Raw genomic sequence first — 17,119 nt, 5'->3', positions numbered from 1 at the left:
ATACATTTTCATCAATAATTATTTAAAAATTGACTTCAAAGTTCCTAAACCGTAAGACACATGCAATAGGAAAAACAAAACTGGCAATAGTATTGCCGAAAAGTGTCTGCTTTTTTTATCCGCTCCAACTACCGCCATTACTGCCATTAACAAGGCCAGAGCGATATAGGCGCCCCACATAAGACCTGTCAACATATAGATTATTCTTAGCTTTGTGAAAATGCATAGCAAACTAGAAACTAGAATGGCCATGACAAAAGCAAAAGGCACGAAGTGATAAATTGATAAGCATCCCGGACAAACTCTTAAGGTCTTACCAATCCAATATCCGTTAGCGTGCTTTTGTTTAAGCATCTTTGGCAAGCTACTTCTAATATATTGATAGCTTACAATTTCAGGGTCAAAGGCAATCTTAAAGCCTGCCTTTCTGATTCTGTAATGGATTTCGTTATCTTCAGTTCTTGTTAGATTTTCATTAAAACCGCCAATCTTATCAAAGACTTCTCTTTTATAGGCGCCGTGGAAAATTGACTTCACATAAGTCTTTCCCGGATTGTTTCTAAAGGAAGCAATGCTTGAACCAAACATGGAATTCTCTGCTAGTAAAAGTGTGTCCTGCCAGTTTGTTCCATCCTTAATAATTGTAGGTCGTCTGCCGCCGCAAACCATTTCGCCCTCTTCAAGGAGGGATACATTTTTACTAACAAAATCCTTAGGAATTGTTGCATGGGCGTCTACCTTTAAGATAGCCTCCCCTTCATAGGCTGCAAGAGCCACATTCCATCCGCAAGGAAGGGTCCTCCTAGGATTATCTAACAAGCTGATTTTCCTAAAGGTCATGTCGTTTTCTTTCAAAAATTCTTCCATGATTTCTCTAGTCCTATCGCTAGATGCAGAATCCACCATGACTAGCTCCATATCCTGATGATTGTAGTCCTGCTGCTTTATATCTTCAAGTATTGATTTTATATATTCTTCTTCGTTATAAGCTATAACACATAAACTGATATACACGTTATTATCCTCTCACTAACCGGGGCTTGCGACCCTCATAAAGATTTCGTCTCTTGGGGCTTGCGACCCGAAACTTTACTTATGCACAGTTAGTTTATCGCTTCCCACCACTGAAACAAATGTGTCCCACAACACAGACATTTCCTGGAAGAAGCCAAATTTTTTAATCGACTCTAGGTTATATTTCATCTTAGCGGGTAGCACTTCATTTACATAAGCATCATCTACCTCGTCTGGGGCAACCTCGCCAAGGATCTTGTCTTCGTCCTTATAAGCAATGCTTGTTCTGCTGGTAAGGCCCGCTGGCAATAGAAGTGTGGCATACATCTCAGGAGTGTATCTCTTGACGTACTTTGCCACCTCAGGTCTTGTGCCAATGAGAGTCATGTCGCCGGCAAGAATGTTAAAGAGCTGTGGAAACTCGTCCATTCTATACTTTCTAAGAAATTTACCCACCTTAGTTATTCTATTGTCGTTGTCTACAGTCACTGCAGAACCGAGCTCGCTTGCATTTACAACCATAGTTCTAAATTTGAAAATCTTAAAAACTCTGCCGTACTGTGTCACTCTTTCTTGTAAAAAAAGGACAGGGCCGCGAGAGTCAAGCTTGATTGCAACTGCTATAAATGCCATTGGAATTATAAGCACCACTAACATAATAAATGAGATAATAATGTCTATTAGTCTTTTAAAAACTAGCCATGTTTTGCGCTTTTCAAGGATTACGTAATATTTGTAAACCTCTTTTGTTCTCATCTTGTTAGGAAGTTTGGTCCATGGTCTAAGTATCATTTTCATTACTCCTTAAACGTATTTGTTGAATGTCTCGATGACATAAGCCAAATCCTCATCAGATAACTTTGTATGAAGTGGCAATGTAATCTCATTCTTATACATATCAAAACTATTAGGGTAATCCTTAATGTCAAAACCTAACTTCTTGTATGCTGTGTGCATTGGAAGTGGCTTGTAATGAACATTAGTTGACACGCCGTCCTCTGCCATTGCAGTAATAAGCGCATTTCTCTCCTCAACGCTATAGCCGTCCACTCTAACGATCATTAAGTGACCACTGGATTGATAGTCCTCAGTAAAATGCTCTAAAATATGAACTCTATCACTTTCAATGCCCTTCTTATAAGTCTCAATCATATCTCTTCTTCTCTTTAGAAGTTCTGGATATCTCTCAAACTGCACAAGACCGATGGCTGCCATGATATCTGTCATGTTGCACTTGTAGTAAGTGCCGATGATATCGTATTCCCAAGCGCCTGCCTTAGTCTTTGCAAGGGCATCCTTGTTCTGTCCGTGAAGTGAGAATAGCTGTAACAACTTATAAGTATCCTCATCCTCAATTCCTGGAATTGTGTTCCAAGTGAGGGCTCCACCTTCTGCTGTAGTTAAGTTCTTTACTGCGTGGAAAGAAAATGCAGTCAAATCCGCAACACTACCACTCTTCACTAACTTACCTCTAAATTTAGCTGCAGCACCAAAGCCGTGGGCTGAATCTGCAAGAACGAGAATTCTTCCTAGAGCCTTCTGATAACTTGATGATGGCTTGAAAATGTTTTTCTTAGCCTCAACGATTTCAAAAATTTTCTCATAATCTGACATTGTTCCAGCGAAATCTACTGGAATAATTGCCTTTGTCTTATCTGTAATAGCTTCTGCTAATTTATCATAATCAAAATGGAAAGTTCCAGCCTCTACATCTACTAATACAATCTTAGCTCCAACGTGGTCAACAACACTTGCTGAAGCTGTGTATGTATAAGCAGGAACGATGACCTCATCACCTTCACCGATTTCAAAAAGTCTAAGTCCAAGTTCTAGGGCTGCTGTGGCAGAATTGAGGCAAACTGCTCTTGCTGCTCCTACGTATTCTGCGATTTTCTTCTCAAATTCCTTAGTCTTAGGACCTGTTGTAATCCAACCTGACTTTAATGTGTCAACTACTGCATTGATTTCAGCATCAGTTATATCTGGTGGTGAAAAAGGTACACTTAACTTACTCATTTTTAAAATTCCTCCAAAAATCTGCGTCCATTGTTTTGCGGATGGACAAAATCTGTCAGCGACGACTTGTGTGCCGGCGGCTTGCGGCCGGCGGCTTTGCGGCTTTTGTAGCGTCTATCTTTGTGGTGCCGGCTCCTCGGGGGTCTCGTCCCGTACGTTTGCCGGCCCCTCGGGGGTCTCGTCCCGTGCGCTTACCGGCCGCCTCTTGTAGGGCATCCGCCGGCGCTAACGCTACTCGCTTGTGGCGCTCTCCGTCTCTGATTCTGTGCTAGCCTCCTCCATATCTGGGAAGCTATATGTTAAATTACCAGTGGTGTTGGTTATAGAAATCGTGTAGCTTACGGTCTTGTAACCAGACTTTTTAAGTGTGATTGTCTTATTGCCGTAAGATTTTGCAAAAGTGCATGGTACAATTCCGACATATACGCTGTCAACGTAGAGAGCTGCTCCTGTCGGTGCTTGCACATTTACCGTATAACCACTAGTATTATCAACCGTTGTTTCACTTTCGGTAGTTGTTGTGCCGGTTCCATTAGACACCATGTCAATGACCTTGGTCTTATAAGAAGAGTTCACCACAAAAGTCTCTGTGTACTCCTCGTAATGATTGCATGCCAATGTCAAATAGTGTCTTCCATATTCTAGCGATAGAGGTTCTGAATAATCCACCTCCACTCCGTCAATGCTAAGTATTGCATTGTCCGGTGTGATTGAAAAATTCACGGTTCCATACTTGGTTGCCTCTGGCACATACTCGCTAAAATCCAACTTAGAAGTTTCATCCTTCTTAACTGTAACAGTCTTAGTTGCTGAAACATCTTCTAGCTGTATCTCTACAGTATAAGTCCCAACGGGAGAAGTTACAAGCATTCCTTCTGTAACTGAAAATAATTGCTTGCCGATAGTGACATATCCACCCTCAAAGGCGTCTAGTCCTGAAAACTCCACGTAACCATGACCTGATGTTACATTTATAGAATAAATCTTCTCTCCAATACCTCTTAGAACTAAATTGTCCTGGTCCACGATCTGGGCGATATTGATTCTCTCACCCCCCGACAGAACAACTGTGTCCTCTTCGTAGAAAAGAACCGAAGCTCCTATTGTTATCTTTCGATTGTTCTCATCTATTGTGATTCTTGAAACGTCGTTACGTTCCCAAGCATCAGAATTTCCAATTATGGCTGAAGCCTTGCCTGACTTATTAATGTAAACGTCATAAATCCCGCCTAATTCCATAGAAGAATCGGCTATCACTTTATCATAGGCGCTTCTTATATCTGTACTGCCAGAATATGGCACCTCGTATTCCACGCCAGATTCAATATCTAGCATATGGGTCATATCATTGGCTGTATCTAAATAAGTCAAAACTCCAACTAAGGTTGCAGACTCTGAGTCTTCTTCCTCAACAATATCATCTACTTTCTTAACCACTCTTCCGAGTGTTATTGAGCTTCCCGGCGTAATTGTACTAGACGACTTGCCATCTCCAGTTAAAGAACAAGCCGAACCAGTAAACAATAAACTAATACTTACCCCTAAAGCCATTAGTCTAAACCACATTCTCTTCATATTATTATCCCTCATAAAAATGGCAGAAAACCCGCCAAAAACAAACCCTACTCCACTTGAATTTTATCACAGTGCTTGGAATTTGTGAAGTTTTAGCTTAATATATTGATTTTTATCTAAGTTTTTTTATGCTATAATATCCATGACTTAGATTGCGCTTGGTGGTGCTAACGACCACTAGTTTGCTCGCGCCCTTATGGGCTATATAAGCGGATGGCTTAGGCGCGCCCTTTGTAGAGCGTTAACATTGCTACTTTCGTGCGCGCAGTATGGGCGCTAACGATATGGGCGGGCACGCCTTGGCAACAAATCTAAGATAATCTAATTTCGAGGTTTATATGGATACTAACTTTAATAAGGAAGCTTTCAAGCTAGAACTTCCAGAGGACGTAAAATTTATAATAAGCAAAATTGAAGAAAACGGACATTCTGCCTACGCAGTTGGCGGCTGCGTCCGAGACACTCTTCTAGATAAGGAACCCCAAGACTGGGACATCACAACTTCTGCTCTCCCAACTCAGGTAAAATCTTTCTTTAGAAGAACCATAGATACAGGCATAGAGCATGGCACCGTAACTGTCATGATTGATAAGAACGGCTATGAAGTTACAACCTACAGAATTGATGGAGAATATAAAGATGGAAGACATCCGGAATCTGTTGAATTTTCAGTATTATTAACAGATGACTTGAGTCGCCGCGACTTCACCATCAATGCCATGGCCTACAACGATAGCGAGGGCCTAGTGGATGAGTACGGCGGAATTGCTGACCTTAATAACAAGCTTATTCGCTGCGTTGGCGTGGCTCACGACCGCTTCACCGAAGACGCTCTTCGAATGATGAGAGCTATTCGTTTTAGTGCCCAACTAGGTTTTGATATTGAAAATGAAACAATGGCCGCAATTTACGATCTCGCCCCAACAATTAAAAAGATCAGTATGGAAAGAGTTCACGTAGAACTTGGAAAGACTCTTCTTTCTGACAACCCAGAAAAATGTCTTTTATATTCAAAAACTGGTTTGTTTAAGGAAATTCTTCCATACATAGATGAGGCGCTAACTAACAAGCATACTAGAAAAACTTTAGAGGCAATGAAACATTTTCCTGAAGATTATGACAAGGACTTGCTTCTTCGTATGCGTTATGCCATTCTTTTCTCTTCCCTTGGAAGTGAAGCAGCCACAAAAACTTTAAAGACTTTAAAGATGGATAATGTGACTATTAAGTTAGTGGGCGCAATTTTAGATGCGAGTGAGAAAGAAATTCAAGAAACAGAGCCTGCTGTAAGAGAGGCCTTAAGACGACTTGGCAGAGACCTATTCTTCTTAACTCTTGATTATAAGAAAGCCTTAAGCCTTGCGGCTTCTGAGCTTACAGGAATTTCTAATCCTGTTAAGATTTCTCACTACGATAATTTGAAAAAAATGGCCACATATATCATAAGCCGAGGTGATTGCTTCTCCATTAAAGAGCTTGATATCTCCGGCAATGACTTACTTGAATTTGGCTTATCAGGCAAGGATATTGGAAAAACTCTAGAATACTTATTGGATTTGTGCATTGAAAATCCTAGACTTAATGAGAAATCTACGCTTTTAAGCATGATTCCTAGAGATTAATATATTCCCCCGTTGATATGGCATCAACGGGGGTTTGTGTTTTGCCCCGGTGGTTGGAGCCTGTTGTGGGCCTGTTCTTCTTCCTGGCTGGCTTATTTCGGGCTTTTTTTCTGCTTCTTCCTGGGGGTTCGGGCCTGTTGCGGGCAATCCTCTCTTTTTAGTTATTTACCTGTATCGTTGTTCTTAAATATCTTTCACAAGCTACCGGTAATTCCAAGAAATCTTCTTATTGACCGTAAGCTAAAAACTTCCGTTCAGCGAGTCATACGGTCAAACTATTCAAAAATCCTATTTGACTGCAAGTTAAATCACTTTTACACAACCCCATGAAACTAACTATACCGTCAATTAATATATTTCTCTGTTATGCCTGTAACCTACTTAATTCCTTTAAGTTGCCTTATACCATCAATCTTGCTTTTCTCGCTTAATTGCCTGTATGTATAAATAAAAAACAATTTTTACTTACCATCAGTTTCAAAAAAACATCCAGTTGACTGTATGTACTTTTAAAATACAATTTCGATTTGCAGGTAAAAGAGTAAATTTCTGTGATTGACTGTATAATTCCCTACATATCTGGCAATCGGTTAAAATTCCTAAACAAAAATAACCCTTTAAAATCAACTTCACAGCCAGCTGATTATTGCAATCACACTAAAAAAACAGAGAAGAGATGAAGGTCATCTCTTCCCTGTTAAATAAGTGGATTCGTCCCACTACAATCCTATTCATATATGTATAGAGCAAGCTCCATACTAGTCACAAGGTTCCACCAGCAAAGCTGGTTCCCCTTATGACAACTAATATGCCTTTCCCCAGTAAACCATCTTCTTAGCTGGCTTGCCGCAGCAAACACATACATCTGAAAGATGTTCCTGTTCAAATGGCATACATCTTGATGTTGCTGTTGTGTCTTCCTTGATCTTGTCTTCACAAGCCTGGTCGCCACACCACATAGCCTTTACAAATCCTGGCTTTGTAGCAACAACTTCCTTGAATTCTTCATAATTAGTTGCAACATTAGTATGAGCTTCTCTATGAGCTCTAGCTCTTTCTAACATTTCAACCTGCATTCTATCTAAAATAGCCTTAATCTCTGTAGCTAATTCTTCAATAGCAACTTCTGTCTTCTCTCTAGTATCACGACGAACGATAATAGCCTTACCAGCTTCAATATCTCTAGGTCCCATTTCAACTCTTACAGGGATACCACGCATCTCCTGTTCAGAGAACTTCCAACCTGGATTCTTATCTGAATCGTCAACCTTAACTCTAAGACCAGCAGCCTTAAGTGCTTCCTTAACTTCAAATGCCTTATCAAGCACGCCTGCCTTCTTCTGCATAATTGGAATAATATCAACCTGTGTAGGTGCAATTGCTGGTGGTAATACAAGACCTGAATCATCACCATGAACCATGATAATAGCACCGATAAGACGAGTTGTCATACCCCAAGATGTCTGATGAACATACTTAAGCTTATTATCCTTATCTGTGTACTGAATTCCAAATGCCTTAGCAAATCCATCACCGAAGTTATGGCTTGTACCTGACTGAAGAGCCTTACCATCATGCATTAAAGCTTCAATAGTATATGTAGTTTCTGCACCAGCAAACTTCTCCTTATCTGTCTTTCTACCCTTAACAACAGGGATTGCAAGAACCTGCTCGCAGAAATCTGCGTAAAGATTTAACATCTGCTGTGTTCTTTCTTCAGCCTGCTCAGCTGTTGCATGAGCTGTATGGCCTTCCTGCCATAAGAATTCTCTAGAACGTAGGAAAGGTCTTGTTTCCTTTTCCCATCTAACTACTGAACACCACTGGTTGTAAACCTTTGGTAAATCTCTATAAGACTGGATTTCATCCTTGTAAAAATCGCAGAATAATGTCTCTGATGTTGGACGTACACATAATCTCTCCTGTAACGGATTAAGTCCGCCGTAAGTAACCCATGCTACCTCTGGGGCGAAACCTTCAACGTGGTCCTTTTCAACCTCAAGAAGACTTTCAGGAATGAACATTGGCATGTATACATTTTCAACACCAGTTTCCTTGAATCTTCTATCAAGTTCTTTCTGTATATTCTCCCAAATAGCATAGCCTGCGGGCTTGAAGATCATGCATCCTTTAACACTTGAGTAACCCATAAGCTCAGCTTTTTTAACAACATCTGTGTACCACTGAGCAAAATCTACATCCATCGATGTAATTGCTTCAACTAATTTTTTCTCATCAGCCATACTACTTTTCTCCTATTCATAATATTTTTTTATGTAATAATTTTCTACATAAAGTTATACGGTGTCTAGTTTAACATTATTCTATAACTAATTCAAGTATAGTTTTATTAGGAAAATGTACCTTTCCCCCACTATTTTAGTTCCGTTCTAAACTTCTGCCCATCCACCTCTAACTCAACTGCCGCAAGGGCTATAGTGTTACGTCTGAGTTTGCATTTTCTTACAAGTCCATCAAAAGTTTCCTTAGAGATGGCCTCGCCTCCTAGCTTTTCATTGGCCATTTGAAAATATTTATAATCCCCAACAATCGCATGTCCCCTTGAGGCTAGCTGCACACGGATCTGATGGTGCCTGCCCGTGTGGAGCTTCACGGAAATCTTAGTAAGATTTGTTGCCTCGTCATAGGATAAAACTTCATAGTCTAGGCGGGCTTCCTTGGCATCTCCAAATCCCTTGGCGTTCTTGCCAGTTCCGAGTTCCTTGGCGTCCTTGCCAGTTCCGAGTTCCTTGGCATCCTGCACGTCGCCTTCCCACACAGAACTTGTATTGTTTAATTTGTCGTGAATCAAATAGTCTGTTAATGTCCCTTTTTTACAATCAAATTTACCATAGACATATGCCTCATAGACCTTGCTAATTGAGCCTTTGTCCTGAACTTCTTTGGAGTATTTTGCCGCCGCTTCTTTAGTTTTTGCAAAAAGAACTAAGCCGGCAACTGGTCTATCCAACCTATTAATTATGGCAGCGTAGACCTCCTCGTCCTTGCGCTTTCTGTAGTTTAGCACCTCGGAAACCAAATCCGGCTCCATGCCTTTTCCACTTTGAGAAAGCTGGCCGGCCTTCTTATCCACAATTAACTTCTCGTTATCCTCATAAATAATCTTTATCATAAAATGTCCTTGTTTTTCCCTATTATTACTATTATAAGTTTCTTTAATTGGCTTTATCTGGCTTTGTTATATACCAACGCTTCCAGTAACCGCAGTGTTTCTGCGCTTTCGCAAGCCGCGAAGCGGATTGCGAAAGAATACTAATAAAGCCTAAATTTGATTATAACACATTTATGAGCTTTCCCACTTGTTAAATCGGGACGTGGCCAGAACCCGCATAGATACTGACTTCCGGGACTTGTAAAAGGCAAGTTGGTGCTTCTTGCTTATTTACTGCTTCCTGGGGTGTATACCATTGCTATAGTTTCTGCGTAAAGCGGACATTCGGAATCCGCTTCGCTACTTCCTCATGAACGCAGTGGCACTTTGTGCCACCTGTCAGAAGGGGCTTTAACCCCTTCTGACACTAGTAAGCTTTATACCCCCGCTTAAAGCTTACGCTTTTGAAGCGGGGGATTGCTTACACTGCGTTCAAAAAAAGAACTCATACTTTTAGGACTTTTTCTGTCCATTAGGTCAACACCTTCCCGATTTAACAATTCTTGTTTTAATCCTTTTGAGGTGTTTTTTACTCAAAAGTACTAATCCCCCTATTTTTACCAAGCTTTTCTCCATATTTATAATCCCTAGAGGACATTTTTTGCCAAAAAGGATTATCTCTTAATTAAATTGAACTATCTTGCTTTCAAAAAATAATCCTTTTTGGAAGATTTCTTCCTGTACGTACTATTTTAGTCCCGCCCAATCACTAAAAAAGAGCTATGAAACTTAGTTTCTTAGCTCTTATAGGTCTTGACTGCTTCGCAGTAAAGACATATTACATCTTAAATCTATAACCTACGCCCCAGATTGTTTCGATATACTGTGGCTTTGATGTATCGTATTCAATCTTCTCACGAATCTTCTTGATGTGAACTGTAACTGTAGCGATGTCGCCAATTGAATCCATATCCCAGATTTCCTTGAAAAGCTCGTCCTTTGTGTAGACGTGGTTTGGATTTTCGGCAAGGAATGTTAAAAGGTCGAATTCCTTTGTAGTAAAGGCCTTCTCTTCGCCGTTTACAAATACACGTCTTGCTGTCTTGTCGATCTTGATACCACGGATTTCGATAGTATCGTTTGTTGGCTTGCCGCTGCTTACCAATCTTTCATATCTAGCAAGGTGGGCCTTAACTCTAGCAACAAGTTCGCTTGGTGAGAAAGGCTTTGTCATGTAGTCATCGGCGCCAACCCCGAGACCACGAATCTTATCGATATCTTCCTTCTTTGCAGAAACCATGATAATTGGTGTGTCCTTCTTCTCTCTGATAGTCTTACAAATCTCAAAACCATCAACTCCTGGTAACATAACATCTAAAATGTAAATGTCGTAGTCATTTTCAAGAGCCTCAGCCATACCGCTAGTTCCATCAGAACAAACTGTTACTGTGAAACCGTTAAGCTCTAAATAATCCTTTTCAATATCTGCAATCGCATCTTCGTCTTCAACAATAAGAATCTTACTCATAATTACCTCCGTGAATGTCGTATTTTTACAAAAATGTTTACAAGCTATAGAATTAATCCCTTACTTGCAACCCTGGCAAGCTAGCTCATTTTTCTTATATTTAGGGAGCTTTAAATGCATTGTAGTGCCTTGGCCCTCAACGCTGTCTGCCCAAATCATACCCTTGTGGTCTTCAACGATTTTCTTAACAATGGCAAGGCCTATGCCGCTTCCGCCCTGCTTAGAATTTCGTGAATCGTCCGTTCTATAGAATCTTTCAAAGATTCGCTCGAGGTCTTTACTTGCAATACCCTTACCGTTGTCGCTAAACTGCACGTGCACGTATTCGCCCTCGTCGTAAATATCGATACCAATCTTACCCTGGCGGCCTTCCACCATGTATTTCTCTGAGTTGCTAATGATGTTGTTAACCACACGCTTTAGCTGCTCAGGATCCACACAAATATAGGCGGCCCCATCTAAATGGGATGTATAATCAAGCTCAATCTGGCTTGCATCAAGTTCCACGCTAATCTCTTCCACGCAGTCGTTAAAGTAGTCGCCCGCGCTGATTTTCACAAAGTTATAAGGAACCCTGTTAGTATCAAGCCTTGAGTAAATCGATAGCTCATCAATAAGTCTGTCCATATCATTAACTTTATTAGCAATGGTTCTAATGTACTTCTCCTGCTTTTCAGGAGTGTCTGCAATTCCGTCCTGCAAGCCCTCCACATAGCCCTTGATGGCTGTAAGTGGTGTCTTTAAATCATGGGAAATGTTTCTAATAAGGTCCTTTTCCTCAAGGTCGGATTTAAGCTTCGCTTCAGTATTCTCTTTTAAAATGAGTCTCATTTCCTCAAAATCCTTACAAAGCTGACCTATCTCGTCATTTCCAGTTTTTGGCATCTTAAAATCAAAGTTTCCATCTTTAATGTTATTAGTTGCCAATTTTAATTTATTAATCGGTCTAACAATTGATTTATAAATCCAGAAAATCAGCAAAGCCGCTGTGATTATAAGCACTATGGCAATGGCTAATACCATCAAAGTCAAAGTGTTTCTAATCTGTGGCACCACCTGCGAGATAGACGTTACAATGGAAACGTTATACACATTTCCCTCTTCATCGCAAAAACCTAAGGTCTTAACAATACAGCCGTACTCACTTTGATAATAGCCGGTATCACAAATACTTCCATATGTAACCTCGCTACATTCTGGAATCAAGCTTTCTAACTCATCGTTTGAAAAGCTTGTTGAGTTATATAACAAAACGCCGTTCCATCGAACTACCAAATCAGAAAGCTTAGTTTTTAGCTCGCTAGATAACTCTCTTAAAGTTGTTTCATCAGAAAAACTCTCCGGATTTGTCTCAGCCTGTTCAATCATGCTTTGATAAATTCCACTTGTTATCTCACTTATGGCGTTTCCGTTTGAATAAAATGTTTCTAAACCTACGTTTGTATCAATGTTATAAGCTTGTTTATAGTTGTATGCTTGCCACTTTATTATTATAAATGCTGCTATGACGAATAAAATCATCGGCACGATAATCATAATGCAGAAGGACAATTTTAATTTATTTTTTAACTTCATAATCTTGCCTTTACTTGTATATTTATTTACTAAAGATATTTTATCACATTTTTAACAAATTGTTTATGATTTAACGATTAAAAGAATAAAGAATGCATTAAAAAAGAATAACATTTTAAAAATGCATCTTCTTATCGACTTTGACAAAATAATCACAAGTCGTTATCGTTTTAACAAACTCAATCAAAAGCCGATATTAAGTAGATTTAATTAGGCTCTTGTCGAATTTGTTAAATTTTTCCCAATCAAAAGTGCCTTCAGCCCGCATAAAATCTACAACTTTCGTAAATTTTTCATTGTACCTTTTACATTATTATGCTACAATCAATTTATGTAAAATGCGCTTAGCCGCAACTGCATACTAACAATTCAATCAAAACTCTAAAGTTTTATAATTCATTGTGAGAAGCTTGACTTTACCGTAACATTTTCCCTTCTATGGGAGTAATTCTTACAATGTTTTTTTATTGTTAGTCAGAACCTGAGCGCGAAAAAAAAATATGGAGGACAATATGATAGGTAATGTTATCGTGGGCCAGTCAGGTGGTCCAACATCAGTAATTAATTCAAGCCTAGCTGGTGTATTTAAAACTGCAAAGGACAGAGGAGCTAAGAAGGTATACGGTATGCTCCACGGAGTTAAGGGCTTACTTGATAAGCAGTATGTTGACTTATCAGAAAAGATTAAGACTGATATTGATATCGACTTATTAAAGAGAACACCTTCTTCTTATCTTGGTTCATGTCGTTATAAGTTACCAGAAATTGGTGAAGACAAGGAAACTTATGAGAAGATTTTCCAGATTTTAGATGAACTTGAAGTAAAGTACTTCTTCTACATCGGTGGAAATGACTCAATGGATACAATCAAGAAGTTATCTGATTACGGTTTAATTATCAACAGTGATATCCGTTTTATGGGTGTTCCAAAAACTATCGATAACGACTTAGCTGTTACAGATCACACACCAGGTTATGGTAGTGCTGCTAAGTTTATCGCATCAACAATGAAGGAAATTATTAGAGACGGTCTTGTTTATGATTATCCACAGGTTACAGTTGTAGAAATCATGGGTCGTAACGCAGGTTGGTTAACAGCAGCTGCTGCACTTGCTCGTGGTGAGGACTGTGAAGGTGTAGATTTAATCTACCTTCCTGAGAAGGTATTTGATATCGATCATTTCATGGCTAGAGTAGAGGAAAAAGTTGGGGATGGACGTTCCGTCGTTGTTGCTGTTTCAGAAGGTATCAAGGTAGAAGATGGACGCTACGTATTTGAACTTGGTGATCACGTAGAATTCGTAGATGCATTTGGTCATAAACAACTTGCAGGTACTGCTAAGTTCTTAGCTGACAAGATTGGTGCTGCTTACGGCGTTAAGACAAGAGCTATCGAGCTTGCTACATTACAGCGTTGTGCTGCTCACATGTCTAGTAGAACTGATATTACAGAAGCATTTAACGTTGGTGGTGCTGCTGTTAAGGCTGCCTTTGAAGGTGAATCAGGTAAGGTTGTAGTATTAAAGAGAGTTTGCGATGACCCATATATGTGCATCACAGAAACTCACGATGTTCACAAGATTGCTAATATTGAAAAGAAAGTTCCACTTGAGTGGATCACAGAAGATGATTATGTAACAACGGATTTAATCCATTACATTCGTCCATTAATTCAGGCAGAGTTATCACCAATCATGGTTGATGGTTTACCACGTCACTTAAATATTAACATCTAATTATAACTAAAATATTTTAAAAAAGACTGTGCAATGAGATTCTATCTCACTACACAGTCTTTTATCTATCTATATATTATTTTTTCCTCAGGAATTTCTCCTTTTATCAAGTTTGAAAGTTCTAAAAATAAGGCTTCCCCTACATCGTCCTTAGTTATAAAAAGCTTTTTTTTATTTGATATAATATTTTCTGATATGTATATTTTTTTTAACTTGAAAATATATCTATTATTTAATCTACAAAACAAATTATTTTTATCATCTTTATATATTTCATAGTCTATATAGACTTTTTTATTCTTTTCGAAATCAAAATATTTCTTCAATTTGGGATAAGCTTGTTTTGGAATTTTTTTAAAATTACCTTTTACACTCTTGTATCCATTTACATAGACTATTGATGCAATTATGCTATATATCATATAATCAATGAACAATTTATCATTTATTATAAAGTAATATATAGTTTCAACAAAAATTGGAGAAATAAACAAGAAAATCAACACGCATGATATAAGCACTGCCTTTCGTTTGATATAGAAATTAAAGTTGATTAGTTTTAAAAAGAACGAATCGTCAGCTTCAAATGAAATCTTCATATTACCTCCTTATATAAGTACTAATGTAAAAACTATTTTGTACAAACCATATACTATTAATACTATAATACCTATTTTTGCAGCGCCTTCTACAGCATTCTTTGTTGCCCTTAATATTTCATTGGTAAATACTAATCCTACTGACACTATATCGCTCATCATTTCATACTGTGCTTCTTTATTTAATTCTCTTGCTTTTCTTTTATTCTCATAATACTTCTTAACATCTTCTAATGGCATGTGTTCTTTAAACGTAATCTTCAATCCAACTTCTACATATTCCGTTAATCCTTCTGAAACATTAGCATCCTTATGTATTAAATATGATATGCTAACTTCTCCTGTTTCTGAAATATTTAGTCCATATTCTATATATCCATTTTTTACATTAAATTGTAATTTGTTCTGCAGATCTACAATGCCATTGTAATCTATATTAACAGAATTATCAGAGGACGCGTCTTTTAATTTGTTCATTACTTCATCGTAGGTTGCATTAACTATCTTTCCATCCTTAACAGTTAAACTTGATCTTCGATTACCACTTCCTACTGACACTTTATGCCCGTAGGTTGTTTCACAAGAAATTGTTAATTCAGGTAAATCAATGGTATATGTCTCATCAAATGATTTTATATCAATGTCATAACCTAGAGCTTTTGTAGTATCTTTACTAAAGTTTAAGGCAATGTCTTTTGATGAAAGTGTCTTTTGACTTGATTCATTAGCCACTATATTTTTAAAGCCCATATATTTACCAGATGTTGCTACACAATCTAGGGCAAAACTACCATCAGCTGAGCCTTGTGTGTATTCTCTTATCTGATCAAAAGCCCAATTTTCTGGTAAAATGAATCCCTTATTACCGCTGAAACCTGTAGACATATCGCTAACAAAACTATAGGTTGCATATCCATTATCAGATATTCTTTTACAGATATTTCTTGGGCCATAGCATCCTACAAGATATTTATTACCGTTTTGTCTAATATATTCTATAATTCCTTGAAAGTGTGGAATTATCATATCTGTTGTCTGATCATTATTAAAATCATAATCAACAGCAAAAAATATAGGCTCTCCATACGGAATCCCTAAATCAGAAGCCGCTTTCACAGCTTTTTTAGCATCTTCAAAACCTTGATTATAATTATAATAATTAACTGTAGTCTCTTCATCTGGATGTGTTCTATAGTATTCTTTTTCATCCTGATAAATAGCGAATACTGATAGCCCCTGGTTAAATAAAGTCTCTAATTCTTCTTTTGTGAGATTTTTAGGGCCAGCAAGAGTACTACCTGTCAAATATCTACCTATAATTCTAAAATCATTGGCATATATTCTCTTAGCTTTAGTACTTGTGACTCTAGTTGATGTGTCACAGGCCAGGACATTTCTTTTTGGATATCCAGTGCTTACAAGAAGAGACATCCATACTTTTATATCTACTTTTCCATCAACTTCTAGTATACCAACATATCTTTGAAAATTTTCGACATTATCTTTCATTTTAGAATCGAATACATCTGAAAATTCTCCATTTTCACTACAATCAAATCTATTTACATTATTTCTTCTTACACCATTACAATAAAGAGCATATTTTGCTATCTTTACTAATTCACCTCTAGCATTGCCAGTTTCTAACTGCTTTTCGCCTGCTAATTTAGTTGTTGCTGGACCAAAATTTCCATTAGCAATTGCCCTATCCATTCCACTCTCTATCTGAAATGCATATATTAAGGCTTCATTAGTTGCTGCATTATATTTACCGTCACAACTAATAATTCCAGTTAAGTCGCTATATTTTCTATTAAGATTTTGTTGGATTTTTCTTAACATTTCTTCTCCACCAGAGACAAGCGTTAATGCATCTGATGACAATATAGCTTTAAATGCTTTAGCTGATAATGTGTCTGATAGATCATTTTCATCAAATCCTGCATCAACCAAAACTTTATGAACAGCCTTTAATGTATTTTCTCCAAAGTACCCTGTTACGGCTGTAGGATTATAACCTTTACAATAAAGTCCATGCTGAAGAATTCTAATTATAGATTTGTCTTTATCTTCATCGCCCTTCTTTATAGGATTCTTATTATATAGATTTTCTGTGGCTTTACCAAAATAACCTGTTGGATTTTCAATGCCAAGTTCGATCTGTAAAGCCGTAACTAAAGCTTGCATAACTACATTACCGGTTCTGCCAGTAACAGATATAGTTTTAAATCCAGTTTTGCCCTGATACTTTTTATTTAACCAAACTTGAGCATCTTTTACGCGTTCATCCATAAGTCTACCTCCCCTTTTATGTCTATCTTAAACGTCAATTTTATTATAAA

General features: G+C 38.1%; 12 protein-coding genes. 2 read left to right on the top strand and 10 right to left on the bottom strand.

Translation table 11 applies throughout. From position 1 onward, the window contains the following. Positions 1-18: 18 nt before the first annotated feature. The 4 genes from BLQ66_RS00220 to BLQ66_RS00205 all read right to left on the bottom strand — a co-directional run bounded on the left by BLQ66_RS00220 (position 19) and on the right by BLQ66_RS00205 (position 4,620). Positions 19-1,014, bottom strand: coding sequence for a glycosyltransferase family 2 protein (locus tag BLQ66_RS00220; RefSeq protein ID WP_074520383.1), 996 nt, complete (start codon positions 1,012-1,014; stop codon positions 19-21). Between the two features lie 75 nt (positions 1,015-1,089). Next, positions 1,090-1,806 carry a sugar transferase gene (locus tag BLQ66_RS00215; protein WP_074520382.1) on the bottom strand — a complete coding sequence of 239 codons (717 nt, stop codon included), beginning with the start codon at positions 1,804-1,806 and terminating at the stop codon, positions 1,090-1,092. A 12-nt stretch (positions 1,807-1,818) separates the two neighbouring features. Next, on the bottom strand, positions 1,819-3,030 hold the full coding sequence (locus tag BLQ66_RS00210; RefSeq protein WP_074520381.1) for a DegT/DnrJ/EryC1/StrS family aminotransferase: 1,212 nt from the start codon (positions 3,028-3,030) through the stop codon (positions 1,819-1,821). 231 nt (positions 3,031-3,261) lie between these two features. Further along, a complete protein-coding gene (locus BLQ66_RS00205) occupies positions 3,262-4,620 on the bottom strand; it encodes a PEGA domain-containing protein (protein ID WP_083330205.1) in 1,359 nt (452 codons plus the stop codon). Positions 4,621-4,943: 323 nt separating this feature from the next. Between BLQ66_RS00205 and BLQ66_RS00200 the strand changes: the two genes are divergently transcribed. Then, on the top strand, positions 4,944-6,227 hold the full coding sequence (locus BLQ66_RS00200; RefSeq protein WP_074520379.1) for a CCA tRNA nucleotidyltransferase: 1,284 nt from the start codon (positions 4,944-4,946) through the stop codon (positions 6,225-6,227). Positions 6,228-7,030: 803 nt separating this feature from the next. Here the strand turns inward: BLQ66_RS00200 and proS are convergent. The 4 genes from proS to BLQ66_RS00180 form a co-directional block, all read right to left on the bottom strand. Next, positions 7,031-8,470, bottom strand: a complete 1,440-nt coding sequence (gene proS, locus BLQ66_RS00195) for a proline--tRNA ligase (protein WP_074520378.1) — start codon at positions 8,468-8,470, stop codon at positions 7,031-7,033. A gap of 131 nt (positions 8,471-8,601) precedes the next feature. Then, entirely contained in the window at positions 8,602-9,360 is a 759-nt protein-coding gene (locus BLQ66_RS00190; protein ID WP_074520377.1) for an RluA family pseudouridine synthase, read from the bottom strand. A gap of 817 nt (positions 9,361-10,177) precedes the next feature. Beyond that, positions 10,178-10,867 (bottom strand): response regulator transcription factor, encoded by a 690-nt coding sequence (locus BLQ66_RS00185; protein ID WP_027431471.1) that lies wholly within the window; start codon positions 10,865-10,867, stop codon positions 10,178-10,180. 60 nt (positions 10,868-10,927) lie between these two features. Beyond that, positions 10,928-12,403: a sensor histidine kinase gene (locus BLQ66_RS00180; RefSeq protein ID WP_242869293.1), complete on the bottom strand. Its 1,476-nt coding sequence runs from the start codon at positions 12,401-12,403 to the stop codon at positions 10,928-10,930. Between the two features lie 551 nt (positions 12,404-12,954). Here BLQ66_RS00180 and BLQ66_RS00175 point away from each other — a divergent pair. Then, positions 12,955-14,178 (top strand): 6-phosphofructokinase, encoded by a 1,224-nt coding sequence (locus tag BLQ66_RS00175; RefSeq protein ID WP_074520375.1) that lies wholly within the window; start codon positions 12,955-12,957, stop codon positions 14,176-14,178. A 65-nt stretch (positions 14,179-14,243) separates the two neighbouring features. Here the strand turns inward: BLQ66_RS00175 and BLQ66_RS00170 are convergent, their stop codons facing one another. Together BLQ66_RS00170 and BLQ66_RS00165 are read right to left on the bottom strand one after the other, a co-directional pair. Further along, positions 14,244-14,777: a hypothetical protein gene (locus BLQ66_RS00170; RefSeq protein WP_074520374.1), complete on the bottom strand. Its 534-nt coding sequence runs from the start codon at positions 14,775-14,777 to the stop codon at positions 14,244-14,246. A gap of 9 nt (positions 14,778-14,786) precedes the next feature. Then, a complete protein-coding gene (locus BLQ66_RS00165; protein ID WP_074520373.1) occupies positions 14,787-17,069 on the bottom strand; it encodes a glycoside hydrolase domain-containing protein in 2,283 nt (760 codons plus the stop codon). Positions 17,070-17,119: the final 50 nt, after the last annotated feature.

Origin of the sequence: Lachnospira pectinoschiza (assembly GCF_900103815.1) — a bacterium.
Lineage (GTDB): Bacteria > Bacillota > Clostridia > Lachnospirales > Lachnospiraceae > Lachnospira > Lachnospira pectinoschiza_B.
The sequence above is the reverse complement of the archived record's forward strand: the minus strand, read 5'-3'. Positions and strand labels throughout refer to the sequence as shown.

What these genes read in the sequence shown, in the direction of transcription:
- BLQ66_RS00185 (WP_027431471.1), bottom strand. Translation starts at nt 10,867, where the DNA reads ATGAGTAAGATTCTTATTGTTGAAGACGAAGATGCGATTGCAGATATT.
- BLQ66_RS00190 (WP_074520377.1), bottom strand. Translation starts at nt 9,360, where the DNA reads ATGATAAAGATTATTTATGAGGATAACGAGAAGTTAATTGTGGATAAG.
- BLQ66_RS00215 (WP_074520382.1), bottom strand. Translation starts at nt 1,806, where the DNA reads ATGATACTTAGACCATGGACCAAACTTCCTAACAAGATGAGAACAAAA.
- BLQ66_RS00175 (WP_074520375.1), top strand. Translation starts at nt 12,955, where the DNA reads ATGATAGGTAATGTTATCGTGGGCCAGTCAGGTGGTCCAACATCAGTA.
- BLQ66_RS00165 (WP_074520373.1), bottom strand. Translation starts at nt 17,069, where the DNA reads ATGGATGAACGCGTAAAAGATGCTCAAGTTTGGTTAAATAAAAAGTAT.
- BLQ66_RS00180 (WP_242869293.1), bottom strand. Translation starts at nt 12,403, where the DNA reads ATGATTATCGTGCCGATGATTTTATTCGTCATAGCAGCATTTATAATA.
- BLQ66_RS00200 (WP_074520379.1), top strand. Translation starts at nt 4,944, where the DNA reads ATGGATACTAACTTTAATAAGGAAGCTTTCAAGCTAGAACTTCCAGAG.
- proS (WP_074520378.1), bottom strand. Translation starts at nt 8,470, where the DNA reads ATGGCTGATGAGAAAAAATTAGTTGAAGCAATTACATCGATGGATGTA.
- BLQ66_RS00170 (WP_074520374.1), bottom strand. Translation starts at nt 14,777, where the DNA reads ATGAAGATTTCATTTGAAGCTGACGATTCGTTCTTTTTAAAACTAATC.
- BLQ66_RS00210 (WP_074520381.1), bottom strand. Translation starts at nt 3,030, where the DNA reads ATGAGTAAGTTAAGTGTACCTTTTTCACCACCAGATATAACTGATGCT.
- BLQ66_RS00205 (WP_083330205.1), bottom strand. Translation starts at nt 4,620, where the DNA reads ATGAGGGATAATAATATGAAGAGAATGTGGTTTAGACTAATGGCTTTA.